Source organism: Gordonia sp. Z-3 (genome assembly GCF_036233855.1).
Classification (GTDB): Bacteria; Actinomycetota; Actinomycetes; order Mycobacteriales; family Mycobacteriaceae; genus Gordonia; species Gordonia tangerina.
Map to the genome: position 1 here is coordinate 203,592 of NZ_JAZARS010000009.1, position 26,591 is coordinate 230,182.

The 26,591-nt window shown below is 67.3% G+C and carries 24 protein-coding genes and 1 pseudogene; 12 read left to right on the forward strand and 13 right to left on the reverse strand.

The features are described from left to right. Positions 1-8 precede the first annotated feature (8 nt). Entirely contained in the window at positions 9-1,256 is a 1,248-nt protein-coding gene (locus VX037_RS12880; RefSeq protein WP_328714541.1) for a polysaccharide pyruvyl transferase family protein, read from the forward strand. Between the two features lie 23 nt (positions 1,257-1,279). Next, positions 1,280-1,576 carry a DUF503 domain-containing protein gene (locus VX037_RS12885; protein ID WP_235724240.1) on the forward strand — a complete coding sequence of 99 codons (297 nt, stop codon included), beginning with the start codon at positions 1,280-1,282 and terminating at the stop codon, positions 1,574-1,576. Between the two features lie 31 nt (positions 1,577-1,607). Here VX037_RS12885 and VX037_RS12890 read toward each other — a convergent pair whose 3' ends face one another. Further along, positions 1,608-2,174 carry a mismatch-specific DNA-glycosylase gene (locus VX037_RS12890; RefSeq protein WP_266061461.1) on the reverse strand — a complete coding sequence of 189 codons (567 nt, stop codon included), beginning with the start codon at positions 2,172-2,174 and terminating at the stop codon, positions 1,608-1,610. A gap of 125 nt (positions 2,175-2,299) precedes the next feature. On the opposite strand from VX037_RS12890, the gene VX037_RS12895 reads away from it, so the two are divergent. From VX037_RS12895 to VX037_RS12905, 3 genes are all read left to right on the forward strand, one after another. Then, positions 2,300-5,506 (forward strand): BTAD domain-containing putative transcriptional regulator, encoded by a 3,207-nt coding sequence (locus VX037_RS12895; protein WP_328714542.1) that lies wholly within the window; start codon positions 2,300-2,302, stop codon positions 5,504-5,506. Positions 5,507-5,663: 157 nt separating this feature from the next. After that, positions 5,664-7,085: an FAD-binding oxidoreductase gene (locus VX037_RS12900; RefSeq protein WP_328714545.1), complete on the forward strand. Its 1,422-nt coding sequence runs from the start codon at positions 5,664-5,666 to the stop codon at positions 7,083-7,085. Between the two features lie 26 nt (positions 7,086-7,111). Then, positions 7,112-7,504 carry a hypothetical protein gene (locus VX037_RS12905; RefSeq protein ID WP_328714548.1) on the forward strand — a complete coding sequence of 131 codons (393 nt, stop codon included), beginning with the start codon at positions 7,112-7,114 and terminating at the stop codon, positions 7,502-7,504. Between the two features lie 72 nt (positions 7,505-7,576). On the opposite strand, the gene VX037_RS12910 is transcribed toward VX037_RS12905, so the two are convergent. Continuing rightward, positions 7,577-7,699 (reverse strand): hypothetical protein, encoded by a 123-nt coding sequence (locus VX037_RS12910; protein ID WP_266061466.1) that lies wholly within the window; start codon positions 7,697-7,699, stop codon positions 7,577-7,579. A 106-nt stretch (positions 7,700-7,805) separates the two neighbouring features. Here VX037_RS12910 and VX037_RS12915 point away from each other — a divergent pair, with 106 nt between their 5' ends. Then, positions 7,806-8,651, forward strand: a complete 846-nt coding sequence (locus VX037_RS12915) for an arylamine N-acetyltransferase family protein (RefSeq protein ID WP_442903666.1) — start codon at positions 7,806-7,808, stop codon at positions 8,649-8,651. 12 nt (positions 8,652-8,663) lie between these two features. On the opposite strand, the gene VX037_RS12920 is transcribed toward VX037_RS12915, so the two are convergent. Further along, positions 8,664-9,482, reverse strand: a complete 819-nt coding sequence (locus VX037_RS12920; protein WP_328714551.1) for a shikimate 5-dehydrogenase — start codon at positions 9,480-9,482, stop codon at positions 8,664-8,666. A gap of 49 nt (positions 9,483-9,531) precedes the next feature. Between VX037_RS12920 and VX037_RS12925 the strand changes: the two genes are divergently transcribed. Then, positions 9,532-9,933 carry an SRPBCC family protein gene (locus VX037_RS12925; RefSeq protein WP_328714552.1) on the forward strand — a complete coding sequence of 134 codons (402 nt, stop codon included), beginning with the start codon at positions 9,532-9,534 and terminating at the stop codon, positions 9,931-9,933. Positions 9,934-10,120: 187 nt separating this feature from the next. Continuing rightward, positions 10,121-11,467 carry a DUF4185 domain-containing protein gene (locus VX037_RS12930; protein ID WP_328714553.1) on the forward strand — a complete coding sequence of 449 codons (1,347 nt, stop codon included), beginning with the start codon at positions 10,121-10,123 and terminating at the stop codon, positions 11,465-11,467. 16 nt (positions 11,468-11,483) lie between these two features. Here the strand turns inward: VX037_RS12930 and VX037_RS12935 are convergent, their stop codons facing one another. The 3 genes from VX037_RS12935 to VX037_RS12945 form a co-directional block, all read right to left on the reverse strand. After that, positions 11,484-13,865, reverse strand: coding sequence for a Tex family protein (locus VX037_RS12935; RefSeq protein WP_328714556.1), 2,382 nt, complete (start codon positions 13,863-13,865; stop codon positions 11,484-11,486). A 142-nt stretch (positions 13,866-14,007) separates the two neighbouring features. After that, positions 14,008-17,178, reverse strand: a complete 3,171-nt coding sequence (locus tag VX037_RS12940) for an adenylate/guanylate cyclase domain-containing protein (protein WP_328714558.1) — start codon at positions 17,176-17,178, stop codon at positions 14,008-14,010. Positions 17,179-17,278: 100 nt separating this feature from the next. Continuing rightward, positions 17,279-17,797, reverse strand: a complete 519-nt coding sequence (locus VX037_RS12945; protein WP_328714559.1) for a glucose-6-phosphate dehydrogenase — start codon at positions 17,795-17,797, stop codon at positions 17,279-17,281. Between the two features lie 349 nt (positions 17,798-18,146). Between VX037_RS12945 and VX037_RS12950 the strand changes: the two genes are divergently transcribed. The 4 genes from VX037_RS12950 (at position 18,147) to ppsA (ending at position 22,393) form a co-directional block, all read left to right on the forward strand. Further along, positions 18,147-18,713 carry a recombinase family protein gene (locus tag VX037_RS12950; RefSeq protein WP_328714613.1) on the forward strand — a complete coding sequence of 189 codons (567 nt, stop codon included), beginning with the start codon at positions 18,147-18,149 and terminating at the stop codon, positions 18,711-18,713. Next, positions 18,713-19,015 carry a hypothetical protein gene (locus VX037_RS12955; RefSeq protein WP_328714561.1) on the forward strand — a complete coding sequence of 101 codons (303 nt, stop codon included), beginning with the start codon at positions 18,713-18,715 and terminating at the stop codon, positions 19,013-19,015. Before VX037_RS12950 ends, VX037_RS12955 begins: the two co-directional genes overlap by 1 nt. Before the next feature lie 145 nt (positions 19,016-19,160). Continuing rightward, entirely contained in the window at positions 19,161-20,015 is an 855-nt protein-coding gene (locus VX037_RS12960) for a pyruvate, water dikinase regulatory protein (RefSeq protein WP_328714563.1), read from the forward strand. Beyond that, the gene (gene ppsA / locus VX037_RS12965) at positions 20,012-22,393 is read left to right on the forward strand and encodes a phosphoenolpyruvate synthase (RefSeq protein ID WP_328714565.1); all 2,382 of its coding nucleotides are present in this window, start codon (positions 20,012-20,014) and stop codon (positions 22,391-22,393) included. Before VX037_RS12960 ends, ppsA begins: the two co-directional genes overlap by 4 nt. 104 nt (positions 22,394-22,497) lie before the next feature. Here ppsA and VX037_RS12970 read toward each other — a convergent pair whose 3' ends face one another. From VX037_RS12970 to VX037_RS13000, 7 genes and pseudogenes are all read right to left on the reverse strand, one after another. Beyond that, positions 22,498-22,920, reverse strand: a complete 423-nt coding sequence (locus VX037_RS12970; RefSeq protein WP_328714567.1) for a nitroreductase family deazaflavin-dependent oxidoreductase — start codon at positions 22,918-22,920, stop codon at positions 22,498-22,500. Between the two features lie 54 nt (positions 22,921-22,974). Further along, positions 22,975-23,310 (reverse strand): YnfA family protein, encoded by a 336-nt coding sequence (locus tag VX037_RS12975; protein ID WP_235724260.1) that lies wholly within the window; start codon positions 23,308-23,310, stop codon positions 22,975-22,977. 66 nt (positions 23,311-23,376) lie between these two features. Further along, positions 23,377-23,964, reverse strand: coding sequence for an RES domain-containing protein (locus VX037_RS12980; protein WP_328714570.1), 588 nt, complete (start codon positions 23,962-23,964; stop codon positions 23,377-23,379). Positions 23,965-24,071: 107 nt separating this feature from the next. Then, complete coding sequence (locus tag VX037_RS12985) at positions 24,072-24,701, reverse strand: helix-turn-helix domain-containing protein (RefSeq protein WP_328714572.1); 630 nt, start codon at positions 24,699-24,701, stop codon at positions 24,072-24,074. Positions 24,702-24,766: 65 nt separating this feature from the next. After that, positions 24,767-25,396 carry a class I SAM-dependent methyltransferase gene (locus VX037_RS12990; RefSeq protein WP_328714575.1) on the reverse strand — a complete coding sequence of 210 codons (630 nt, stop codon included), beginning with the start codon at positions 25,394-25,396 and terminating at the stop codon, positions 24,767-24,769. Between the two features lie 38 nt (positions 25,397-25,434). Continuing rightward, positions 25,435-25,557, reverse strand: a pseudogene (locus VX037_RS12995) (DivIVA domain-containing protein); the annotation flags it as partial. A 106-nt stretch (positions 25,558-25,663) separates the two neighbouring features. Further along, positions 25,664-26,587, reverse strand: coding sequence for an ion transporter (locus tag VX037_RS13000; protein ID WP_328714578.1), 924 nt, complete (start codon positions 26,585-26,587; stop codon positions 25,664-25,666). Positions 26,588-26,591: the final 4 nt, after the last annotated feature.

A 26,591-nucleotide genomic window follows, 5' to 3' on the forward strand; every position in this document is an offset into this window, starting at 1 on the left:
TCCCGTGGGTGCCTGTGCCCGGTGTGCCTGCTGCCATCCGCGATCGCCTCGGTGTCCGCCGCGGACACGACGAGATCATCTATCTCGTCTCTCCGGCCGGCTGGCCGAACTACGGCGACGAACTGATCGCCCGAGGCTGGCTGCGCCACTTGGCCCGCACCCGCCCTCGGGCGAGGGTGGTACTGGATTGTCACAGCCCCGGTCAGGCCGGACTGTTGCTGCGCGACATCCATCCTCGGGCCGTCTTCGTCGACACCCTATGGCAGCTCACGCAGTATGCGTCGAATCGCACGCGCACCGATGGGCCGGATCCCGACACGCCATGGGTCTGGGTAGCCGACGCCGCGACCCGGTTCGGACCGGCGCCCCGCCTCGCCGAGGGCGTCGACGTTTTCCGCCGGGCCTCATCGGTCCACCTCCTCGGCGGTGGATACGTCAATGCCGTATGGCCCCATCATGTCTCGCTGGTGGCAGCGATCGCCGAATTGGCGCGGACCGCTGGCGTCGCGGCCTACGCCAGCGGGCAGGGACTGCTGCCGCGGGCGCCCGAACCGGCGTGGTCTGTGCTCGAGAAGGCGGTGGCTGAGTTCGACGTCTTCGATGTCCGGGATGCCGCGTCTGCCGACGCACTTGCGCCGACGCCCGCGCTGCGACAGACCGGCGACGATGCCTGGCTCACGATCGATGATGCCGGCACGCTGCAGAAACCGGAGTCCATGACGCCCGACGGCGGTGTGACGCTGTGCATCCAGGGTGATCTGACCGACGACTTCGCCTGGCACGGTCACCGTGGTGCGCCTGCGCTCGCGGGGTTCGTGCACGCCACGCTCGACGCCTGGGACGTCCCCGGCGACGCGGTCACCGTGGTCGAAGGAATTCCGGGCCGCGACCGGGACATCGTGGTGCGCCTCGGCGATCGCCTGCACGGCGCCCGCACCGTCCCCTTCCTGGATGTTTGGCATCGGGGTATGCCGGCCGGCCTGGGCAACACGTGGATCAGCACTCGCTTCCACCCCCACCTGGTCGCGGCCGCGGCCGGTGACTCCGGGGTCGCCGTGATACCTCGGCCCGACTATTACGCCGCCAAGCACGGGTCGCTCACCGCGGCCGGCTCACGGTGGACCGTCGTCGCCGATCCGGAGGTCATCCCGGATCGTCCGATCGCCGGCGGGTTCGCCCAGGATGCACGTGCTCGACGCGTGTCCGAGAAACACGCCCTTGCCGAACGCCTGTACCCGCGGCGGCGTGGCTTCTGACCCGGAACTACACTGGCCGCACCATGTGGATCGGTTTCGCCGAGTTCGACTATCTCCTGGGAGATGTGCACTCGCTCAAACACAAGCGGTCGTTGGTCCGCCCCGTAGTCGCAGAGCTTCGTCGCCGGTTCAGTGTCTCCGCCGCCGAGGTCGGCCATCTCGACGCCCACCGTCGGACGCTGATCGGCGTGGGCATGGTCGCCGCCGACCGCGCTCATGTCATCGAGGTGCTCGACAACGTCGAGCGGTTCGCGGGTGGCCGTCCCGAGATGGAACTGCTCTCGGTCCGTCAACGACTCATCTCCGCATCGGACATCTGAGCTCCGGTCGGCCGAGTCGGCGTCTGGGGTTTCAGCCGACCAGCCCCGCAGCGCGTGCAGGCGCGGCGTAGGCTGCCGCCAACGAATCGACGGTCTCGTGCGCGTTGAGTCCACTCGGGTTGGGCACCACCCACAGTTGTGCCCCATCCCAGCGCTCCTCTTGCCGGCCCACCACCGCCCGCGGCACGCCGAAAGCCGAACGGTATGCGGTGATACCCGCCACAGCGACGACGACCGGCTGGATCTCTGCGACCCGCTCCCGCAGCCGACGCCCACCGGATGTCAGTTCGTCGGCCGACAATTCGGCCGCCGTCGCCGTGGCGCGAGCCACCACATTCGTGATCCCGACACCGCGGCGGCACAGGAGATCACGATCGTCGGTGGACATGCCGGCCGACGCGTCGATCAACCGGTCGACGATCCCGGCGCGGTACAGCGCGGGATAGAACCGGTTGCCCGGACGCGCGAAATGTGCGCCCACGGCCGCTGTCCACAATCCCGGGTTGATCCCGACGAACAGGAGGCGACAGTCCGGCCCCACCAGGTCGGCGACCTCCTTGTCGCGACAGCGCATCAGCTCTTCGGTGGTGAAACCCATCAGGGCCTCGTCTCGCCGACCGAACAGCGCACGAACTGAGAAGCGGAAACGGACACGGCGCCAGCGTAGTCGGCCAGTTCACCGATACAAGGCGTGGCCACACATTCCCGTCTACACTCGCGCTGATGGCTCGGCTCGCGTACACGGTCCTGGGCGGCCTCGGCGCGCAGATCGATTCCGAGCCCGCCGAACTCGGCACGCGCAAACAACGCGCCATCCTCGCCCAGCTACTGCTTGCCGAGGGCAATGCGGTGAGCGTCGATCGACTGATCGACGGGATCTGGGGTGCGACGCCACCGGATCGGGCCGAGGTGTCCGTCCAGGCTTATGTCTCTGGTCTGCGCAAGGCCCTCGAACCCGGCCGACGGCCGCGCTCACCGTCGACGGTGCTCGTCACCCGTGGCACGGGTTACGTCCTCATCGCCGGCGACGCGGACGTCGACGTCCGCGCGCTCAACGCTGCGATCGCGGCAGCACACGAGCAGCAGCGCCGAGGCGACCTCGAGAGCGCGGCAAGCGATCTGCGGGCTGCCCTGGCCGGGTATCGCCCGCTGCTCCCGGAGTTCGAAGGTCTGACCTTCCGCGATGAGGCCGCGGCGCACCTCGAGCGCACCGTCGGTGAGGCCCGTGAGTTCTCCTATGAGTTGCGGTTGACGCTCGGCGAGCACCGGGCACTTGTGCCCGAACTGGAGCAGGCCGTGCGCCGTGCACCGCTCGACGAGGGCCTGTGGGTATTGCTGGCCACCGCGCGGTACCGCCTCGGGCGTCAGTCCGAAGCGCTGGCCGCCATCGCCGATGCCCGGCGCCATCTCGCCGACGAAATCGGCGTGGACCCGGGCCCACGATTGCGCGAGCTCGAACGCGACATTCTCGACCACGCACCACACCTCGAGTCCGCCCCATCTCGGCGCTCGACCGCCACCCCCGGCATCCGCAGCACCGCCCGCAACTCGGGTGTGCGCGCTCCGCATGGCCGCACGATCACCACCACACCAGCAACACCGGCATCGGCGCCCGCGGCATTGATCGGCCGCGCCGACGAACTCGCGGCTGCCCATCGCACCGTGCTCTCCTCCCTGCAGGGGCCCGGTGGCATCGTCGTTGTGGAAGGTGATGCCGGAGCCGGCAAGAGCGCGCTGATCGCCGAGGCGACCCGGCGCGCCGCCGGTGCCGCCGACGTCACGGTGTTGTGGGGGCGGTGCACCGAAGATGCCGCAGCACCGTCGATGTGGCCGTGGGTGCAGATCCTCGGGGCCGTCCTACCCGAGATGACCGACGATGACCGCTCGGCGCTGCTCGACAACGATCTCGGCCGGATGGTCACCCACGGCACCACGGTCATCCCACCGCCACGCGAGATGCCCGATGCCGCGGCTCGATTCCGGTTCTACGACCAGGCTGCGGACATGCTCACGCGAGTCGCGCTCGATCACCTTCTGATCATCGTCCTCGACGATCTGCACTGGGCCGACAGCGCGTCGCTGGAGCTGTTCGCGCACATGGCCGCCCGCGGCACTCCCGGGGTCACCTTTTTCGCGTCGGTGCGGACGCGGGTCCATCGCAGCGCGGTCGTCGATGCGCTCGCGGCGGTGTCACGGTTGCCCGAGCACCGGCGCATCGAGGTGGGCCCCTTATCCGACGACGACATCGCGGCGTTGGTGCAGCGGGAAACCCAGGAACGGCCAACGGCGGGCACCGTGGCCACGATTGCGCGACGGACGCGCGGAAACGCATTCTTCGTCCGTGAGTTGGCTCGAATCCTGGCCGACAGAGGCTCGATGGCCGACGGCGCGGTGCCGGCCGGCGTGCGCGACGTGGTCCGCGAACGGCTCGGCCCGCTCCCGGCGGAGACAATACGCGTACTCGAGGTCGCCGCGTTGATCGGACGTCAGGTGGACCTGTCGTTGCTGGCAGGGGCTGCGGAGACAACGCCCGACCGGATGCTCGAATCTCTCGAACCCGCCTATGCCGCCGGGTTGATCGGCGCGACGGCCGACGATCCCTTCACTTTTCGGTTCGACCACGATCTCATCCGGGAGGCCATCGCCGGCGGGCTGTCAACTGGGCGGACATACCGTATTCATCTCGCCATCGCCGATCAGCTCGAGCACGCCACCGGCGCGACCACGGCCACCCAGCGCGCCATCCACCTCTGGGCGGCCGGCCCCCTGGCCGACCGGACCCGAACCGCCCGTGCGCTCCTGGAAGCCGGGCACATCGCCCTGCGCAGCTACAACTTCGATGCGGCGGACCGGAGGCTCACCGACGCCGCACAATTGGCCCGGTCGATCGGCGACGAACCGATGGAACTCGAAGCAATCAGCACGATGCTCGCCGGCGATGTCGCCCGACACGGCTACTTCGCAGCCGATCGCGAACTCCTACGCCGTGCCCGCGAACTCGGTGAGCGCGCCCACGACGACGCGCTGCTCGCCCGCCTGAACTATGCGCGGTTCGCCGCGCATTCCCAACTCACCGAGATCCGGCCGGCCCGCCGCTACGCCGATGCCTTGGCAGAACGAGCGCGACACAGTGAGCGGCCCGTGGTGCACCATCTCGCCTCCCAAGCTGCCGCCATCGACCTGTTCGACCGCGGGCACATCGGCGACGCCCACCGACTGCTGGAAAGCCAGATCACATTCGACCGCGCGGTGGACGGGATACAGGCCGATCAACTGATGATCGGCAGCGGTTTCGCAGGGCTCACCGCGACCATGCATGTGGGACCCCGTCACGGCCGTGCACTGTTCGAGCAGATCGACAACGGCCCCGAGGACCCGATGTCGTACCTGGGTACCGCGATCTTCGCCGTCACCGCCGGTGCGCTCGTCGGCGATGCCGACTGGGTCGGCGAGGTGGGCGAACGGCTCGTGGGCTCCTCCGGCCACAGTGCGCTGGAATACCTGCGAATGCCCGCAGAGCGGATCTACTGGTGGTCGCGCGCGGTCAGCGACGCCGACGAGGGCGCGCTCGAACACATCGTGCGGTTGCACGATCCGCGAGCCGAACAGCGCACCGGCGCCGGCCTGTGGTGGGCACTGTATGCAGAGGCACTGGTCTCGGTCGGCCGATTCGAGGATGTGCCGGTGCTGCTCGAGCACGCACAGACCTTTGCCGAACGCACCGGCCAGCGATATCCGGATGCCCACCGGCTGTTGGTCTGCGCCGAGTTCCAGCACGCCACGGACCAGCCGTCCGCGATGGTTCGCGACACGTTGGCCGAGGCCCGCCGGGTGGCGACTCGCCAGCAGAGCACCGCGTTGTGCGAGCGGATCGACGCGTTCGCCATGGACCTCGGCTACTCGCCGTACCCGGGCGACCCCGTGGGTTGATCGGCTGTCGTCCACCACGCTCCCGCAAACTGACCCGCGTGACTTGCGGTCGTCACCCCAAGCCGGCTCCAAGTGTCCCTCAAGGGGCGACGGCGAGAGTTGTGGTCATCCGGAATAACCAGTTCGCCGCACATCCGGCACACAGTGAGGAACCCCGATGACGATTCAGTCCACCCGACCGACCAACCGCGCCGTCCGACCCCGAACCGACGGGCCGACCGAGCTTGCCGACCGCATCGCCGGCGACGTGTACTTTCCCGGCGAGCCCGGCTATGACGAGGCGCGCGCCGGTTTCAATCTGCTGACCGATCACCGGCCGGCGGTGATCGCGGTACCCACCAACCGGCACGACGTCGTCGAGGCCGTCCGGTTCGCCGCGGACGAGGGATTGCGGGTGGCGATCCAGGCAACCGGCCATGGGCCGGGCACACCGGCCCACGACGCACTGCTGATCAACACCTCGACGATGACCGACGTAACCGTCGATCCGGTGGCGCGTACGGCGACGGTGAGCGCCGGCGCCAAGTGGGCCCCTGTTCTCGAGCTCGCGCAGCAGCACGGGCTGGCGCCGCTGCTCGGTTCCACCACCGACGTCGGTGTGGTGGGCTACACCCTGGGCGGTGGATTCGGATGGCTCGGCCGCAAATACGGATTGTGCTCTGACGCGGTGCGCTCGTTTGACCTGGTCACCCCGGATGGCAACCCGCTGCGGGTCAGTGCAGCAAGTCATCCGGACATCTTCTGGGCGCTACGCGGCGGCGACATCGGCAACCTCGGCGTCGTCACCGACATCGTCATCGACCTGTTCCCGGTGAGCACCGTCTATGCGGGCAACCTGTTCTATCCGGCCGAGGACGCCGCGGAGATCATGCGGCGTTTTGCCGAGTGGGCGCCACATCAACCGGACGACCTGACCTCGGCTATCAGCCTGATGAACTTCCCGCCGCTCGACATCGTGCCCGAACCCCTGCGCGGCAAGAGCTTCACCCTCGTTCGCGGCTGTTGGTCCGGTGATCTGACCGTCGGAGCCGAGATCATCGACGAGTGGCGTCGGTGGAAGACCCCCGAGATCGACATGTGGGCGGAGACGCCGTTCACCGCGGCCGACGCCATCAGCATGGATCCGACCGATCCCATGCCGGCCATGGTCACCACCGAGTGGATGCACGACTTGCCTGATGCAGCCATCGACATCCTGGTGGATCGGGTACTCCCCGCTCCGGGCACCCTGCCGCTGATCCTGTTCGCCGAGATACGCCATGCCGGCGCGGCGGTTGCCCGCGGCGCATCCGCGGCACCCAATGACCGCGGCCGCGAGGGCACCTTCCTGCTCGAGCTGGGGTCGGTGGTCCCCGACCCGCACGTGGGTCTCGCGGTGGAGTCCGCCCAGCGCCTGACCCGCCAGGCACTGGCTCCGTATGTGACCGGTGCCGCCTACCTGAACTTCCTCGAAGGGGACGAGAAGGCCGCACGGTCGGCGAGTGCATTCAGTCAGACCAACCTCCGCCGACTGAACGCAATCAAGTCCGCTCTCGACCCGGAGAACCGGTTTTGCCACGGGGTCGCTTTCGGACACTGATGTCCCGCGACACTAGATTTACTGGCATGTCCGACCAACAGCTGCCGCTGATCGTCGTCGATGCCGCCAATGTCGTCGGTTCGCGACCCGACGGTTGGTGGCGCGACCGGCACGGGGCGACCGAGCGGTTGCGTGATCGACTCGTCGGCCTCGCCGACACCGGTGTGGCGGGGATGCCCGGACCGGTCGAGGTGCTGATGGTGGTGGAGGGCAAGGCCCGAACCGTCACGTCGGTGCCCACGGTGGCCACCGTCGCAGCGTCCGGTTCCGGCGACGATCGGATCGTCGACCTGGTCGCCACTGCGGTGAATCGGCCGATACTCGTGGTGACGGCCGACCGCGAACTCCGCCGCCGGGTGGGAACACTCGGCGCGAACGTGGCCGGGCCGAGCGTCCTGCATGCGCACGATCAGGCCTGATCAGCGCACACAGGTCCGGACGAGGCATCCTCCGCGCGCGGGGTGTCCGGGGCCGGTCAGCGTTCGGGGCGGTCAGCGTTCGGGCGGTGTCGGCCGCTGGGCTGGTCTGGTGAATCGTCGGCGCAGCTCGTCGAGGCCGGTGACCCGGACCTTGCCGGTCACCCGTACCTTCCCGGTCACCCGGATCTTGCCCATCTCGCCACCTTCCTGCCGGTCACCGTGAGGCGCGGCATCCGCCTGCCTACGCGAGGATACCCGGCCACGGGGCACGGGTACGGAATCCGCTGGGCGGGGTGCGACCATGGATGCCATGGACACCAGCACGGTCGATGTCGACGGTTACCTCGATCGAATCGGTCACCCTTGCGTGCCCGGACCCACGGCCGACGTTCTGGCGAGCTTGGTCGCCGCGCACGTTCGGCACATCCCGTTCGAGAACCTCGATCCGCTCACCGGGATCCCGGTGGCCAATCTCGACCCGGAGAGCCTGCAGGACAAGCTCGTTCGGCGGCGACGCGGCGGGTTCTGCTATGAACACAACGGGCTGTTCCGTGCTGTGCTGTGCGCGCTCGGTTTCCGCGTCGATCAGCTCGCGGGCCGGGTGGTGTGGATGAAGGGACCGGGACCGCTGCCCGCGGAGACGCATCAGCTGCTGGCCGTGACGGTTCCTGATGACGGTAGCCGCCACCTCGTCGACGTGGGTTTCGGCGGGCAGACCCCCACCACGCCACTGCGTTTCACCATCGGCGACGAGCAGCCCACCGATCTCGAGCCCTTCCGCGTGGGAGTGTGGCCCGAGGCTGACCTGCACGTGCTGGAGTCGCGAGTGGCGGGCCGGTGGCAGCCGCTGTACCTGTTCGACGAACGCCCGCGCGCCGCGGTCGACGGTGTGGTCGGCAGCTGGTTTGCCTCGACCCATCCCGACTCCCATTTCCGCACCACGGTGTCGGCCTGTCTCGTCGTCGACGATGCTCGCTGGAACCTGCGCAACCGTCTGCTGTCGATTCACCGGGCGGACGGGACGAGCACCAAACGAGAGTTGGCGTCGGAACGCGAGATACTCGACGTCCTCGCACACGACTTCGGTATCGACGTGGACACGGTGGATCGCCTCGAGGCGCGTGTACGCGAGGTGATCAGCGACTGAGGCGCCGTCCGATCAGGTTGCGGCGCGCGAGAATTCGGAAGCTCGATGCACCTGGTCGGCGGTGATCTCGACTCCTGTGTATCTCTCGAATTGGCGTGCCGCCTGCAGCGCGATCACCTCGGCACCGGTGATCACCCTCTTGCCCGCAGCGCGCCCGGCCCGGATCAGCGGGGTCTCGGCGGGGAACGCGACCACGTCGAACACGACGTCGGCTGCGTCGATCTGGGCCGAAGCAAAGGACAGGGTGTCCTCATCGCTGCCGCGCATGCCGAGCGGGGTCACGTTGACCAGGATCGCCGCGCCTGATCCGGTGTCCTCGGACGCGAATCGATAGCCGTACCGGTCAGCCAGTGCGGCACCGGTGCCCGCATTGCGTGCGATCACCGTGACGTCGCCGAACCCGGCACCGCGAAAGGCCGCCACCACTGCCTTGGCCATGCCGCCCGACCCGCGGATCGCCACCGAGGCCGACGTCGACAGTGCATGACGGTCGATCAGTGCGGCGACGGCCTCGTAATCGGTGTTGGACGCGACGAGGCGTCCCGAATCATTGACGATCGTGTTGACCGACTCGATGGCCGACGCCGACTCCTCCATCTCGTCGACGAGCGGGATCACTGCCTCCTTGAACGGCATCGACACCGAGCATCCGCGGATCCCGAGAGCCCGGACCCCACCGATCGCACCGGCGATGTCGTCGGTGGTGAACGCCTTGTAGATGAAGTTGAGGCCGAGTTCGTCGTAGAGGAAGTTGTGGAATCTGGTTCCGATGTTCGACGGACGTCCGGCCAGCGAGATGCACAGCGTCATGTCCTTGTTCAGGATCGGCATATCGTCACCCTAACGTGTAATCCCCACGCGTCGGGGTAGCCTCGGAGCGATGAACGACACCGGCAGCCGACACATCTCGGTCGTCGTCTCGAGCTCCCCCGACGAGGTCTACGCCTATGCCGCCGACCCGGCGAATCTGCCGCAGTGGGCCGCTGGTCTCGCCTCCGACGTCCGCCGCGACGGCGACACCCTGGTGGTCCGATCGCCAATGGGCGAGGTACGCGTCGACTTCACGCCGATCAACTCATTCGGCGTCCTCGACCACGAGGTGACACTGCCGGACGGCGCCGTCGTGCACAACCCGTTGCGCGTTCTTCCCCACCCCGAAGGCGCCGAGGTGGTGTTCACGGTTCGTCGACGTGACCTCTCCGACGCCGAGTTCGAGACCGATTGCGCGGCCGTTCTGCGTGACCTCATCGCGCTGCGCGACGCGGTCGCCCTTCGCAGCTGACGGTATTCACCCGGGGAACTGTCAATCACATGGGAAATGGCCTGTGTGGTTGCCAGTTCTCGGTGTGGTTGTTGCGAGACCAGATCGTGACCGTGGGACGTCTTCGATTTCGTCATCCCCTGGGTCACAATTACCCCACCAGTAACACTGATCACATCAGTAACAGACCCATGGACGGGGAGGTCTCGTGCGGCGTCGACTCACGCGCACTGCGCGGCTCGCGATGGTCGGGGCCCTCGCCGTCTCCGCATGCGTACTGGCCACCGGCCATGGGGCCGGCGTCGCCGGCGCCGCGCCCTGCGGCAACGGCGGATTCGGCTCGAGCGTCCCCGATACCGGGTCACTGGGATCGAGCGGTTCCCTCGGTTCCAGCGGTTCCCTGGGCAGCTCGGATATTCCGAACATCGGCCCGCAAGGGCCCCTGCCGCCGTACTTCGGCGTCAGCACCAGATCGATCGCCTGGGTCACCGGCCCCCTGAGCCCCAACCGCACTTTCAGCCGATTCGCGATCAGTGGCACCGATCTCGGTGTCAGTTGGGACAACGGCACCGGGCAGACCCTGATGGCCTTCGGCGACACCTTCGGCAACTGCAATGCGCTGGGTCAGCAGTGGCGCCACAATGTGCTGCTGCGGTCGGATGACCACCGTCTGTCTGACGGGATCCGAGTGCCCGACGGAGTGGCCGGTGACCCGACGTCGGGCACGGTCATCGCCGCCGGCGAACCGAATTACGCCCAGGAACTCATTCCGTCCCTGGGCATCTCCGCAATCGAGGTGACCACGATCCCGACCGCGGCGATCTCGCTGCCCTGGGGTTCGGGACATCGACAGTTCATCAATTACATGTCAGTTCGTTCGTGGGGATCGGCCGGAAACTGGGTGACCAACTTCTCCGCGATCGCACATTCCGACGACAACGGTCAGACCTGGCACACCGACCAGGACACCATCCGGATCAACTCGCCGATCTCCCTGGCGCTACCGGCCGCACTGCCGACCGTGGAGTACAACAACGGCAAGTTCCAGCAGAACGCGTATGTGCGCGGCCGGCCGGACGTGGCCGGCGAGAAGGACTACGTCTACCAGTTCGGCACTCCCAACGGCCGTTTCGGTGCCACCTTCCTCGCCCGGTTCAAGCCGGCCGACATCCTCGATCTCGACCGCTACGAGTACTGGGGTGGCGAGGCACTCGGTTGGGTTGCACTCGCCGACATGCCCGACGTGCAGTCGCAGGTCGTGCCGCAGCCGGTGACCGAATTGTCGGTGGCGTGGAGCCCGTATCTCGACAGGTACGTGATGCTCGACGGCGACAACGGCATTCGTATGCGCACCGCCGAGCACCCGCAGGGACCGTGGAGCGCGCCGCGTTACCTGGTCGCCCCGAACACCATCGTCGTCTACGGCCCGATGATGCTGCCCGACTCCCCTGCGCTCCAAGGCGATTCCCCGGAGCTGTACTTCAATGCGTCACGCTGGAGTGACTACAACGTGATGCTGTTGCGCACGGACCTGAGTCGGGTTCCGGGCCAGTGACTTCCGGCGCGGGGCGCTAGCGGCCGAAACCGGCGTCGCGCAGCGCCTGCGCCATCGAGCCGTTGGGCTGGGCACGGTTGCCGCGGCCCGAGTCCCGACTGCGCTTACCGGACCGATTGCGCTGGGTCCCGTTGCGCTGGGATCCGTTGCGCTGGGATTCGTCGCTCTGGCCCCGCTCGGGTCGTCGTCCACCGGCCTTCTTCGGGGCTGTTTTCCCCGATCCGGCGCCGACCTCATCATCGAGCCGCAAGGTGAGACCGATTCGTTTGCGGTCCACATCGACGTCGAGGACCTTGACCCTCACCACCTGTCCGGACCGCACCACCTCGTGCGGATCGGAGACGAATTTGTCCGACATCGCCGACACGTGCACAAGCCCATCCTGATGAACGCCGACATCGACGAAGGCGCCGAAGGCGGCGACGTTGGTGACCACGCCCTCGAGGATCATGCCCGGCGTGAGGTCGGCCACCTTCTCCACGCCGGCGGCGAACGTCGCCGTCTCGAACGCCGGTCGCGGGTCGCGACCCGGCTTCTCGAGTTCGGCGAGGATGTCGGTCACGGTCGGGATGCCGAAGCGTTCGTCGGCGAAGTCGGTCGGGCGCAGGCCGCGCAGCGTCCGAGCATTCCCGATCAGCTCGGTGATGCCCACCCCGGCGCGATCGAGGATACGACGCACCACCGGGTACGCCTCGGGGTGCACGCCGGAGGAGTCCAACGGGTCCTCACCGTCCCGGATGCGGAGGAACCCCGCACACTGCTCGAACGCCTTCGGGCCCAGGCGAGGCACATCGAGTAGTCCCTGGCGGCTGTGGAACGGCCCGGTGTTGTCACGATGCGCGACGATGGCGGCGGCGAGCGCCGGGGTGACCCCCGACACCCGGGACAGCAGCGGCACCGACGCGGTGTTGAGGTCAACGCCGACCGCGTTGACGGCGTCCTCGACCACCGCATCGAGACTCCGCGCCAGCGTGCCCGGTGCCACGTCGTGCTGGTACTGACCGACGCCGATCGATTTGGGGTCGATCTTGACCAGCTCGGCCAGCGGATCCTGGAGCCGACGCGCGATCGAGACCGCGCCGCGCAACGAGACATCCAGGTCGGGCAGCTCTCGAGAGGCGTACTCCGATGCCGAGTACACCGAGGCGCCCGCCTCGCTCACCACCGCCTTCGCCGGTGCACGAGTACCCGATGAGCGGATCTCGGCAATCAATTCCGCTGCCAGCGCATCGGTTTCGCGCGATGCGGTGCCGTTGCCGATGGCCACCAGATCGACGTCATGGCGGCTGATGAGCGCGGCCAGCGTCGCCTTGGCCTGGTCCCACTGCTTCTGCGGCTGATGAGGATAAACAGCGCACGTGTCGAGCACCTTGCCGGTCCCGTCGACCACGGCCACCTTGACGCCGGTCCGGAAGCCGGGATCCAGGCCCAACGTCGGTCGTGTTCCCGCCGGTGCCGCCAACAGCAGATCCTTCAGGTTGGTCGCGAAGACGGTGACCGCGTCGGCTTCGGCCCGCTGACGCAACGCCACTCTGGCTTCGATCGACGCCGACATCATCAACTTGGTGCGCCACGCCCACCGTGCTGTCGTCACCAGCCACGGGGTGCCGGCGCCCGGGTGGGCCGCGTCGATGCCGAGCGTTGCAGCCACCATGGCCTCGTAGGCCTCGTCCTCGCCGCCGTCGAGCGTGAGCGACAGCGCTTCTTCCTTCTCGCCACGCAGCACCGCCAGCACCCGGTGCGACGGCATCGAGTCCAGCGGCTCCGTGAAGTCGAAGTAGTCGCGGAACTTCTGGGCGGCCGGCGACGACGCAGCAGCCTCCGAGCGTGCCGCGGTCCGCATCGAACCGTCCGCCCAGAACTTCTCGCGGATCGCACCCACGAGTTCGGCGTCCTCGGCGGCGCGTTCGATCAGAATGTGCCGGGCACCGTCGAGCGCGGCCGCGGCATCGGCGACCTGGTCGTTGACGAACTCGCCCGCCTGTTCGTCCGGAACGAGACCCGGATCGGCGAGTAGCCGATCGGCGAGCGGTTCGAGGCCGGCCTCCCGAGCCATCTGGGCCTTGGTCCGCCGCTTCGGCTTGTAGGGCAGATAGATGTCCTCGACGCGGGCCTTGGTCTCGGCCGCGAGCAGAGCGGCCCTCAGCTCGTCGGTCAGCTTGCCCTGTTCGTCGATCGAGGCCAGCACCGCATCGCGCCGCTCGTCGAGTTCCCGCAGATACCGCAGACGCTCGTCCAAGGTACGCAGTTGGGTGTCGTCGAGGCTGCCGGTGACCTCCTTGCGATAGCGCGCGATGAACGGCACGGTGGAACCCTCGTCGAGCAGCCGCACCGCGGCCGTGACCTGGCCTTCGGCGACCGACAACTCCTCCGCGAGACGTGCGTTCACGGACTTCACAGCTGGACTCGCATTCACTCGGAGGACCCTACCGAAGTCGTCCGACAGCGCCACGCCCGCCGCGCCGAACCCGTGACCAAGGTATTCGTGCCTCCAACAGACCAGAAGCGAACTCGGCGGCAGGCGTCAGCGGTCACCAACGTCACCCGAGCATTGCCCGGGCCCAGTGCACATGGCCGTCGAAGTCGAACGCCCGCGCCGCCGACAGATAGCGACGGGCCAAATCCCGGTGCGCCTCCACATCGCCCACCGCGCGCGCCAGCAGAGCACGCAACCGCAACAACGTGAGCCCGGGTATCGCCGCGGGCTCACTGTCGGCGATCGTCTCGGCAACCCAGTCGATGGCGGCGCGCGCCTCGCCGACATCACCTTCGGCGCCGCGCGCCAGCAGCGTCTCGACCAGCACAGCAACGCCGGCGATGCCCCACCCGGGTCGTCCTTCGCTGCGGAGCACCGCGATGGCGGTACGCATCGCAGGAATGGCGCCATCGAGATCACCTCGACCGGCCTGCTCGCGAGCGGTCAAGACCTCGATCAGCGGCAGAAGCGACGGGGCGCGATCGCGAAGGAACTCTGCGGCCGCCGCCATCAGTGCCAACCCCTGATCACGTTCGTCCGCGGCGTCGCGATACAACAGCGCTATGGCGCGCATGTAGCGCGCACCCAGCAGACCGAAGTCGCTGACGGCCGCGTTCGCCGGCCCCTCGGCTGCTTCGATCGCCCGCATCGTGGCATCGTCGGCTCGAACAACGCCGTAGAACAGAGCGGGGCCGAAGATCCAGGTGACGACGAGGGCATGAGTACCCGGGTCGCTCGCTCTGGCCAGCACGAGGGCCTCGTCGAGATCCTGTTGCCAGCCATCGCCGCCACGCCACCATCCGGCAATCCCACGAAACGCCATCGCCATCGCAAGCGGCGAGCCCAGTCCGAATCCGCTTCCCATGGTCGGATCGCCATCGGCCAGGTCGATCACGGTCTGGGCCCAACGGCGGATCTGGCCGAACTCGCCGGCATTGAACCAATTGGCAAAAGCCAAGAACGACAGCCCAACTGTCAATCCTGGATCGCCGACCGACTCCAACAGTGCCATCTGATCGGAGGCCGATGTCGAGCCCTCTCCCGGACGTCCCACGTAAAGCAGTTCGGCCGCCAGACCGCTCATGCCGATGGCGAGCGACACCTTGTCCCCGGCCGCGGTGCAGAGTTCCCGCAGATCGGCGAAACGGCCCCACGTGTCCTGTACCGGCCACGCCTGCCAGTCGGTTGCGCAGAGCATCGAACGTGGGGCTATGCGCATATCCAGTACGTCGGGCCCGCTGCCGGGCAGACCGTCCGCGACGCGACAGGCGCGCTCCCAGCTGACCCGTGCCGTGCCGAGGTCGCGGCTCGCCGACCAGCCGCCGCTGCGCATATGCCAGCGGTAGGCTGCGTTCATATCGCCGGCGGCCTCGAAGTGGCCGGCGATCAATGCGGCGTTCTCGTCGTCGGCCCCACGGTTGCACATCGCGGTGGCCACGCGCCTGTGTCGGTCGGCACGGTCTGCCCTGAGCTGCGATTCGTAGGCCACCGCGCGGATCAGCGGGTGGCGAAAGACGTATTCCATGTTCGGTGCCGCCCGCACCTGATCGATGAGCTCGGCATGCAACAGATCGTCGACCGCAGCCTGATTCTCCACCTCACCCAGCAAGTCGGCGGGAATACGTGCTCCGATGACTGCCGCCATGTGGACTGTTCGCTTGGCCGGCGGCGGCAACGCGTCGATCCGGGCCTCGATCGTCGCCTGGACCGTGACCGGCACGCTGACATCGGCGACGTCGACAGGGCATCGGTGATTACCCTGCTCACCGACGAGAATCCCACGTTGCACCAGTTCCCGAACCATCTCCTCGGCGAAGAAAGGGTTGCCGGCGGCCCGGTCCACGATGACCTCGGCGAGTTCGCCCACCGATGGATCGGCACCGAGTAACTCCCCGACCAGCATCGCGGTCTCCGAGGCATCCAGCGGCGACAACGTCATGTGCTGCGCATCCGGCAGCCTGGACAGAGCTCCCTGATATTCCGGTCGCGAGGTGATCAGCACGACCGTCGGCGTCTGCGGGAGCACCGACAAGATGCCGACCAACAACGACTCGCTCACCGAATCGATCCAGTGCACATCCTCGATGATGAGCACGGCGGGCCCGGCGCGCGCCTGCGACGCCGCGTTGATCAAGGCGATCAGCCGACGCCGCCGCGCATCCGGGTCAATAGCCGGCACAAGCACATCGGAGTCGGCAATGCCCAGCAGATCATCGAGCAGCAGCAGATCCTCGGCGTCGGCATCGACCAGTCGGTGCCGGACCCGGGCACGGGCGGCCTGCGCGTCGAGTCCCACCACACCGAGGCCGGTGCGCAACAGGCCGGCGACGGTGTGAAACGGAACGTCGCGGGTATGCGATTCGCAGAACGTCCACAACACGTCGGCCCCGCGCGTGCGGGCCGATGTGGCGACCTCTTGCGCGATCCGGCTCTTACCGATCCCCGGAGGCGCCACGACGTTCACCACGGACCCGCCACCACCGATCGCCCGGTCCACCAGGGTCACGAAAGACGCCAGCTCCCGCCGGCGTCCGATCAGTCGCGCCCCGGTCCGGCCGGTGATCGCGTGGCGCGGAACGATTGCGAGCAAGCGCCGGGCACGCACCAGCCGGTCGGAGCCTTTGACGCGCACCCACTGCGGCGCCGCGAGTTCGGCCACGTCGTGGACCAACCTCGCTGTTGATTCCGACACCATCACGCCACCGGGAGGAGCCACCGATTCCATACGTTGGGCGAACCCGACCTGTTCACCGACCGCGGTGTACCCGAAGGACGATCCGAATCCGAGTTCACCGGCGATGACCTGCCCCGAGTTCAGTCCTACGCGTACCCGCAGATCGATGGCGTCGCGGCGGGCGACCTGGACCGCCCAGTTCTTGGCCTCACGCTGGATCGCCAAAGCCGCCAGACACGCCCGGGTGGCGTGATCCTCGAGGGCCTCCGGTGCACCAAAGATCGCCATGACGCCATCACCGGTGTAATCGACCCTCCCGCCATAGCGCGCCACCGCCACCGCGGCTCGCTCGACCAACCCCGCCATGATCTCGCGGAACCGCTCGGGTTCGACCGCTGCGGCGATGCGCATCGAGCGCACCACATCGGCGAAGAGCACCGTGACCTGTTTGTATTCCGCGGACTCGCCCACAGCCTCGGTCGGCGAACCACATCGGTCGCAGAACCGGGCGCCCTCGCGCAGACCGGTGCCGCAGGACCCGCACGTTACCGCTGCGCCCATGCGAACCACCGATCCACCGATTTCGAGCGTCCTTCGGGATCAGAATAGGGCGTTCACCAGCATCGAACGCGCTAAACGGAGGGGCACGGCGGTCGCCGGGCTACGGCTCGCAGAAGTCAGCAGGTTCGGAGTGTTCGGCCAGATCCAGATGCAACGCCTGGTGCGTGTCGAGAATATGACGCAACCCGGTGTCCAATGGCCACGGATAAGTCAGTTCGTGACCGAATCGGTCATCCACCGCGGCCACCGCACCCTGCCGAAGCGACGTGAGATCGACCCCCTCGACGATCGATTCGAACAACTCGATCGGTGTGGCGAGGTAATACAGCGGTCGGCCCGCTCCGGCCGCGCTCATCCCCGCGGCGTACACGAGGCCCTTCGACGTGATCACCAGACGGTCGCACGCTATCGCGACCTCGCGTCCGACCTCGGTTTTTCCCCACTCCAGCGCAGCCGCCCGGGACTCCGCCACCCGTCGCCGGGTGTCGTCGGTGAGCAGTTGTTCGACATGGTTGCGATCGATTCCGGCCGCGGACGCGTAGTCCGGGCCGAAGTGCCGGCACAAGACCTCATCGACGAAATCCGCCAGCGGATCGCTCGTCTGCTGCTTGTCGTGCATGGGCGTCGCCTCCGTCCCGATCAACCCGGCATCCGACGTGCTCCCGACGCTACGCCGACCGGACCGGTACTCCGACCGAAAGGGCCGAATGAGTCCAACCCGATCGCGATGTCCACCCCCGACCGACTCGAGGCGGCGCGTGTCGTTCCGGAAGGTTCGGATCATCGATCTCACAATCTCGGTCGTCTCATATCAGAACCCCTCACTATTTCGAGACACAAGCGAGGGGTTTACATCGCTTTCGCGTATGTCAGTCTCAGAACACGCCTGTTTCCGAACAGCATTTTTGAGATATTCTGAGATAGAGTGATGCTCCATGAGATCGGACACGGTGAGCGGACATCCAGGCATGCTCCTGGGCTACGCGCGCGCAGGCGCCCGGGCGCACACGCTCGAATCCCAGATCGACGCGCTGACCGATGCCGGAGTTGAACCGGCACGCATCTACACCGACGTCCTCGTGACGATCGCGCGGATGCGCCAGCGCCCCGGTTTCGCCGCACTTCTGGATTACGCGCGCCCCGGCGACACCACCGTTGTCGTCGGCATCGACCGCCTCGGTCGCACGGCCACCGAGGTCGCGGCGACGGCACGCGATCTCACGCAGCGACAGATCGGTCTGCGGTCGCTGCGCGAAGGCCTCGACACCGATGACCCTGCGGGTGCGATGATCGTCGCGGTGCTCGCCTCTCTCGCCGAGCTCGACGAGGGGCTGGGAACGGAACGTCCGGCTTTCGGCGCGACCCAACGTCACCGCGGCTCATCGGTGGGGCGCCCGCGTGCGCTCGGCGACGATCAGATCGCCATCGCGGAACGCATGCGCGCCGAAGGGCAACCCGTACCGGCGATCGCTGCGGCCCTCGGCGTCAGTCGCGCCACTCTGTACCGGACCCTCGCCGAACGGCGGTCGGCCTGATGACGCGAGGCGACGAGGAATCGCTCGACATCGACATCGTCACCGAGTACGGCGTCGTCACCCGCCTGCCCACCTCGTTCCCGATCGTCGACGCCGAACTCGACGGCCACCTCGATCCGGATCTCTTCCAGAAGGGTTTCGAGGACGCCAACAACCGACTGTGCGGCTTTCCGCCGACGTGGGCCCGACATCACGCGTCGTCCACGATGGCGACCGAGCCTGACCCCGACGACGACGAACCGAGCTACACCCGCGGTTATCGCGCCGCCCTGTATGGATACCTGCGGCACGCTGCCGACTGACGTGCCATCGAGGTGGTCCAACTGCGTCACCCCGGCGTCGTGAACGCATCGCGAACATCCGGTTAAGCGACCTGCCCGTCAGGCCGAGAAGCGACTGCGTCAGGATGGAGCCCACAGTGTGTCGTCGGCGACAGGACATGACCGGGTGAGTGAGACGTACGCCGGTGACGCGATCCCGGTTTTCTTTCTCTCGGACAGCACCGGAATCAGCGCCGAGACCATGGGCAATGCGTTGTTGCTGCATTTCCCCGATCACCGGTTCGACCGCACCCTGATCCCGTTCATCACCACCGCCGACGATGCTCGCGAGGTGGTGCACAGGATCGACGCCACGATGGATCGTGGCATGACGCCGCTGGTCTTCGTGACGGCCGCGCTCGACGACGTTCGTCTCGAGCTGCAGAAGACCCGTGCCCCGCTGATCGACTTCTTCGACATGCACATGCAGCAAGTGGAGTCGATCCTCGGCACGCGCGGTGCCCGAACGCCCGCGCGTTTGCACGGCGTCGGCGATGTCAAGCGCTACAACGCCCGCATGCAGGCGGTCGAGTACGCGATCGAACACGACGACGGTCAGAGTGTTCGCACCCTGGACAAGGCCGACGTGATCCTGGTGGCGCCGTCGCGCTGCGGAAAAACCCCGACGACGATGTATCTCGCGTTGCAGCACGGACTTCGCGTCGCGAACTACCCGCTGGTCGACGAGGACCTCGTCACCACCGACCTGCCGCGCCCGATCCGACACCTGCAGGACAGGTGCTTCGGGATCATCACCACCGCAGCACGACTCAGCGCGGTCAGGACCGAACGGCGCCCCGATTCGACGTACGCATCCCTGCGGCAGTGTACGTACGAACTCAAGCGTGCCGAGGAGCTGTACCGCACCCACGATCTGCCCGTCATCGACTCGTCGGCGAAATCCGTCGAGGAGATGTCGACCCTCATCCTGCAAGTGCTCGCGCGCAGGCCCCACCCCGAGAATCGAGGAGTCCGTTCATGAACAGCAACGTCCGATGGTTTGCCGACCTCGGCCTCGCCGACCTCGAGCAGGTCGGCGGCAAGAACGCGTCCCTGGGCGAGATGGTCCGGAACCTGAGGAATGTCGGGGTCCGGGTCCCCAACGGGTTCGCCACTACCGCCGACGCCTATCGCCGCTTCGTGAACCAGGCCGGCGCCGAGGGTGGCAGTCTGGCCGACAAGATCAGCGCGCGTCTGGCCGACCTCGACACCGATGATGTGCAGGCCCTGGCCGAGGCGGGACGCGAGATCCGCGCAGAGGTCATGGATCAGCCGTTCCCCGCCGACCTCGAGGCCGACATCCGCACGGCCTTCGACGAGCTGTCGGGCGGTTCGGACGAGGCCTCGTTCGCCGTGCGATCCAGTGCGACCGCAGAGGACCTTCCAGACGCATCATTCGCTGGGCAGCAGGAGACGTTCCTCAATGTGCGCGGCATCGACGCGGTGCTGCAGGCGATGCGCGAGGTGTTCGCGTCGCTGTACAACGACCGCGCCATCGCCTACCGGGTGCACCACGAGTTCGATCACGACGCCGTCGCCTTGTCGGCAGGCGTGCAGCAGATGGTGCGCTCCGATATCGGCACGTCGGGCGTCATGTTCACCATCGACACGGAGTCGGGTTTCGCCGACGCCGTGTTCGTGACGTCCTCGTACGGGCTGGGCGAAGCGGTCGTGCAGGGAGCGGTGAACCCTGACGAGTTCTATGTCTACAAGCCGGCCCTGCGTGCCGGGCGGCCCGCGGTGCTCAAGCGGGGCATCGGTTCGAAGGCCACCAAGATGATCTACACCGAGGATCGCTCCGTGGGGCGCACGACCGAGTTCGTCGATGTCGATCCCGCCGACCGACGATTGCTCAGCCTCACCGATGCCGAAGTCGAGGCGCTTGCCCGACAAGCGCTGCTGATCGAAGAGCACTACGGGCGCCCGATGGACATCGAATGGGGCAAGGACGGCGTGGACGGCGAGCTCTACATCCTGCAGGCACGCCCGGAAACCGTGCAATCGCGGGCGGCAGTTACCGGCCAGCAGCGCTTCCGGCTGAACGAGACCGGCGACGTCCTGGTCGAAGGTCGGGCCATCGGCGCGCGGATCGGCGCCGGTGCTGTCCGAGTGCTCGAGTCGGTGGAGCAGATGCACGAGTTCCAGGCCGGCGAGGTGTTGGTCGCGGACATGACCGACCCCGACTGGGAGCCGATCATGAAGCGTGCCAGCGCGATTGTCACCAACCGCGGCGGACGCACCTGCCATGCCGCGATCATCGCCCGCGAACTGGGTATCCCCGCGGTCGTGGGATCGGGCGGGGCCACTCGGTCGCTGACCGGCGGACGCGAGGTCACCGTCTCCTGTGCCGAGGGCGACACCGGCTACGTCTACGACGGGTTGCTCGATTTCGACGTCACCGAGTCGTCGATCGAGGCAATGCCCGAGATCAGCACCAAGATCATGATGAACGTCGGCACCCCAGAGCAGGCCTTCGCGTTTTCCCGCCTGCCCAACAGCGGTGTGGGTCTGGCCCGGCTGGAGTTCGTGATCAACCGTCAGATCGGCATTCACCCCAAGGCCCTGCTGGATTTCGAGACCCTCGAGGGCCCGCTCAAAGAGCAGATCGGCGAGGCGATCGCAGCGTACGAGAGCCCTCGCTCGTACTTCGTTGACCGGGTGGCCGAGGGGGTGGCGACCATCGCCGCGGCATTCGCGCCGCACCCCGTGATCGTGCGCATGTCGGACTTCAAGTCCAACGAGTACGCCAAGCTGGTCGGCGGCGAACTCTACGAGCCCGACGAAGAGAACCCGATGATCGGCTACCGCGGCGCATCGCGATACCTGTCCAAGGACTTCGCCGACTGTTTCGCCATGGAATGCGCGGCGCTGAAGTACGTGCGCGACGAGATGGGACTGACCAACGTCAAGATCATGATCCCGTTCGTCCGGACACTCGCCGAGGCCGAGGGCGTGATCTCGCTGCTCGCCTCGCATGGCCTGCGCCGCGGCGAGAACGGGCTCGAAGTGATCATGATGTGCGAGGTCCCGTCCAACGCGGTCATCGCCGATGCGTTCCTGGATCACTTCGACGGATTCTCCATCGGCTCCAACGACATGACGCAGCTGACGCTGGGGCTCGATCGCGACTCCGCACTTGTCGCGGACTCCTTCGACGAACGCGATCCTGCCGTCAAACACATGCTGGCTGCGGCGATCTCGGCGTGCAAGGCCCGCGGCAAGTACGTGGGCATTTGCGGGCAGGGGCCCAGCGACCACGTCGACCTCGCCGAATGGCTGCTCGAGCAGGGCATCGAGTCGATGTCGCTGAACCCGGACACCGTGATCGACACGTGGACCCGGTTGGCCGAACTCGGCTGACTCCGCACCACAACTACGCGGTCGCGTCGCGGAGCGCACCACCAAAGCAGAATGCCGAGCACGCCATGTGCTCGGCATTCTGTCGTCGTCGGGATCTGTTCAGGTCACTCCAAAACGAAGACCGGGATCTGGCGCTCGGTCTTGGTCTGGTAATCCGCGTACGGCGGATACGCGGCAACCGCCAGATCCCACCAGTGCTCGCGCTCGGCGCCATCGACCTCACGCGCGGTGAGTTCCCGCACCGTTGTCCCGTCCTGCACCGTGATCTGCGGGTGGGCCTTGACGTTGAAGTACCAGGACGGGTGCCCGGGCGCCCCGCCCTTGGACGCGATCATCGCGTACTTGCCGTCTTCCTCGACCCGCATCAACGGGACGTAACGCTTCTTGCCCGATTTCGCCCCGGTGGTGGTGAACAAGACGATCGGGCGGTCCATCACCTGGACGCCGTCCGTGGTGCCCTGTTCCAGGATCTTCTCGGTCTGGTCGCGTACCCACCCCTCGGGGCTGAGTTCTGGTTGATCGCTCATGCCAATCGACAACGTCGGCGCCGCCTTCGTCATTCCACCGGGTGCCGCAGCACGTCAGGACGCCCGGGGCGCGTACATGATCACTGCGACGCCCACGAGGCAGATGGCCGCCCCGGCGATGTCCCAGCGGTCGGGGCGATAGCCATCGAGCGCCATTCCCCAGGCAAGGGAGCCGGCGACGAAGACCCCACCGTAGGCGGCCAGGATCCGCCCGAAGTTCGCGTCGGGTTGCAGGGTGGCGACAAAGCCGTAGGCGCCCAGGGCAATGACGCCCAGCCCGGCCCACAAAAGGCCGCGGTGCTCGCGCACCGCCTGCCAGACGAGCCACGCGCCACCGATCTCGAGCAGAGCGGCGAGGACGAAGAGCAGGATCGACTTGGTGACCGTCATGGCTGTGTTCTATCAGCTGCGCGCCGGGAGGCGAGGTGTGGCGGTCTGACCGGTGTCGGCCGAGCATCACCGACAGCGCGGACACCGCTCGACGAGGTCGGCCTGCATCCCGAGCGACACAGCGGCCTCGACGACCCGCGGCCACATACTCGCGGAGTTCAGGGCGAAGTCCTGAGCCCGACCGTCAGCGGCCGAGACGACCTCGACGTGATCGTCGGTGTTCCACAACGCCAGAGCGCGACCGTTGGAGTGGGCGGCGTGGTAGTAGACACCACGCACCTCCCGACGCGCCACGGGCTGATCCTCGAAGATCGCTCGAGCCCATTCCTGTGTCCGTACGCGCGGATAGTCACCGGTCGCCAGCGACGGAAGAGCGCCGATCCGCATGGCCGCCCCCTCGCCTCGAAGATCGAGCACTGTGATCGACGACGTCGGCTTCACCAGCGCCACCCGGTGATTCGGGCAGGCGGTCGCGGCCCGCAGATCACCGAAGACCTCGCCGAATGCCGTGGCCAGAGTGCCGGCCACGTAGAGGATCGATCGATCGTCCGGGCAGTTGCGCGCGGCACCCGACGTGGTCGGGATGTGGTGGTCGAGTCGGTGGAGCGGACCGAACGTCCTGTGCGCGGCACCGTCCGACGTGTGTCCGGACACGTGGTAGATCCGACACCAATACCACGGGTGGGCCGGGGTCGGGTCACGCCATCGCCAAGTCCAGGCCCGTCCCCCGCTGACCGGGCGAACGGGTGCCGCAAGGACGGCTACCACGCCGCCGAGGTGCTGGTGGCCGCAACCGCGATCACGTCGTCGATCCGGTTGGCGGCCAACGCCTGGGTGGGCGTCGCGCCGTCGAGGTCGACGTTGGGGGTGGCTGCCCACTCGGTCAGCGACACCACACCGCCGGGAAACGAGTCCCGTAGCCGTGCCAGCCCGGGGACGAAGCCGTGGGCGCAGCCGGCGTTGAACTGCCACAGCGGAAGCCGCCACTCCCGGCCCTTCTTCAACCCGAGCAGGTCGCCGGCCTTGATGCGGTCGAGTACCGCCTGCTCGGACACCTCGAGCAGGTCAGCTGCCTCGGCACGGGTCAGCGAGTACTCGAGCACCGCCGACCGGGCGGCGAACTGTCGGCGCAGATTCTCCAGCGCCGCCTGCTTGCGTTGCGTCGCCGACGGACCCCGTCCCCACAGGGAACTGTCGAGTTGGTCGTCGCCGGTGACGCTGCGCAGGAAACTGTCGCGGGCGGGTTTGGGAACACTGCTCAGTGTGTCACTCAGAGCCTCCGTGAAAGCGGTCGACGTTGCTCGACCGCGGTGCCCAGCTGACGCATTCTCGGCCCGAGACGCCCGCCGGGTCGTGGTGCGGTCGTCACCGGGCGTGGTCGTGGCAGGCATGCCCTCCATTGTATGGACCTACAAGGGCAAAACAAGTAAAACAAGTTGCGAAAGTTTGGGCGCGATCACGGTGCGGAACGCCGCAGCACCGCAACCAGGAAATCGGATTGCGCTGTGAACGGCCGGACATCCCAGGCCGACAGCAACACCTCACTCACCAGATCTCCGGCGGCGGCGTCGGCGAGGAACTCGTCGAACGCGTAACCTCGGCCCGCTCCGAAACCGACCACGACGCGCCCGTCGGGCGCGAGATGCTCGGCGAACCGGGCGAGGACCGTGCGTCGGTCGTCGGGGGCGAGGAATGTGACGACGTTTCCCGCACTGACGATCATGTCGAACGCGGTGTCGATCCCGGCTGCGGGCAGACCGAGTTCGGCGAGGTCACCGATGAGCCAGGTCGGGCCCGGGTAGTCGGTGCGGGCAGCGTTGATGAGCACCGGATCCACGTCGACACCCACCACGGAATGCCCTGCGGCGTGGAGGTATCCACCGAGCCGTCCGGCGCCGCACCCGGCGTCCAGAACATGCGCGCCGCGCCGTACCATGGCGTCGATCAGACGTGCTTCACCGTTGATGTCCTGGCCACGTGCCGCAAGCTCACGGAATCGCTCGCGGTAGCGGTGGGAGTGGCCGGGATCTGCGGCGACGATCTCGCGCCACGTGGTCGGTCGGGAGTTCCCGGGTGTCGACGTCACGTCGGCCGCTCCCCCTCGTAGCGTGCCAACCGTGCGTAGAGTTCGCGCATGGTGGTCTCGACGTCGTCGAGGAATGAGTCGACCTGGTCTTCGTTGTAGCCACGTCGGCCGATGGGTGGCTTGGCGAATGCGACGTTGCGGATGTCGTCCGGGGTGAGCACCCGCCCATTCTGGCAAATCCCGCCGGCCTCACGTTCTATCCGGGCTGGCCGGCCGGACGAGGGTCAGCTGCGCTCGTCAAGGGCGTGCCACACCGGCACCGCCTGCTCAGCGCGGATCCGCGAGGCTGTCGTCTTCACCGGCCCGCAGTTCGGCGTGCAGCAGGGTGATCGTCGTCCGGAGGTCGGCGATCTCCTGCCGTAGTTCTGCCGTCTGCTCTCCGGATAGGGCCGGTGCGGCCGAGGCCGCGATACCGGCGGCCTCGCTCGACTCGGCGTCGGGATCGTCCCTGCGCTGGATGGCCTGCATCGAGTCAACGATGACGGCCAGGAAGAGATTGAGCACGGTGAACGCACTGAGCACGATGAACGGGACGAAGAACGCCCACGCCCACGGGTAGACCTCCATGACCGGCCGGACGATACCCATCGACCAGCTCTCCAGGGTCATGATCTGGAACAGCGTGTACGCCGAGGCACCCAGATCGCCGAACCACTCGGGGAACTTCTCGCCGAACATGCTGGTGGCCATCACCGCGGCGATGTAGAAGACCAGACCCAGTAACGCGATGATCGAGATCATCCCGGGTACTGCGGCGAACACCGCGGCCACCACCCGACGCATCTGCGGGAACGCCGACACCAGTCGCAGAATCCGTAATGCCCGAATGGCGCGCAGCGCACTGCTCGCGCCGGAGGCGGGGACCAGTGAGACTGCGACCACCACGAAGTCGAAGATGTTCCATCCCGACCGGAAGAACCTGGGCCCCACCGCGATCAGCTTGCAGGAGATCTCGCAGACGAAGATCGCCAGACAGGCGTTGTCCAGCAGGCTGAGGACCGAATGCCCACTCCCGCGGCCCCACGAAGTCGTCAGCGCACCGAGTACCACGGCGTTGAACGCGATCACCCCGACCACAAACCACTGCACGCGCGGTGATTCGATCCACCGCTCCAGCCTCAGCCGCCAAGGGGCGACGTCGAGATCGTCGTCGGAGATGAACCGGGTATCGGGGCGCTCTATGTGTTTCATGGCC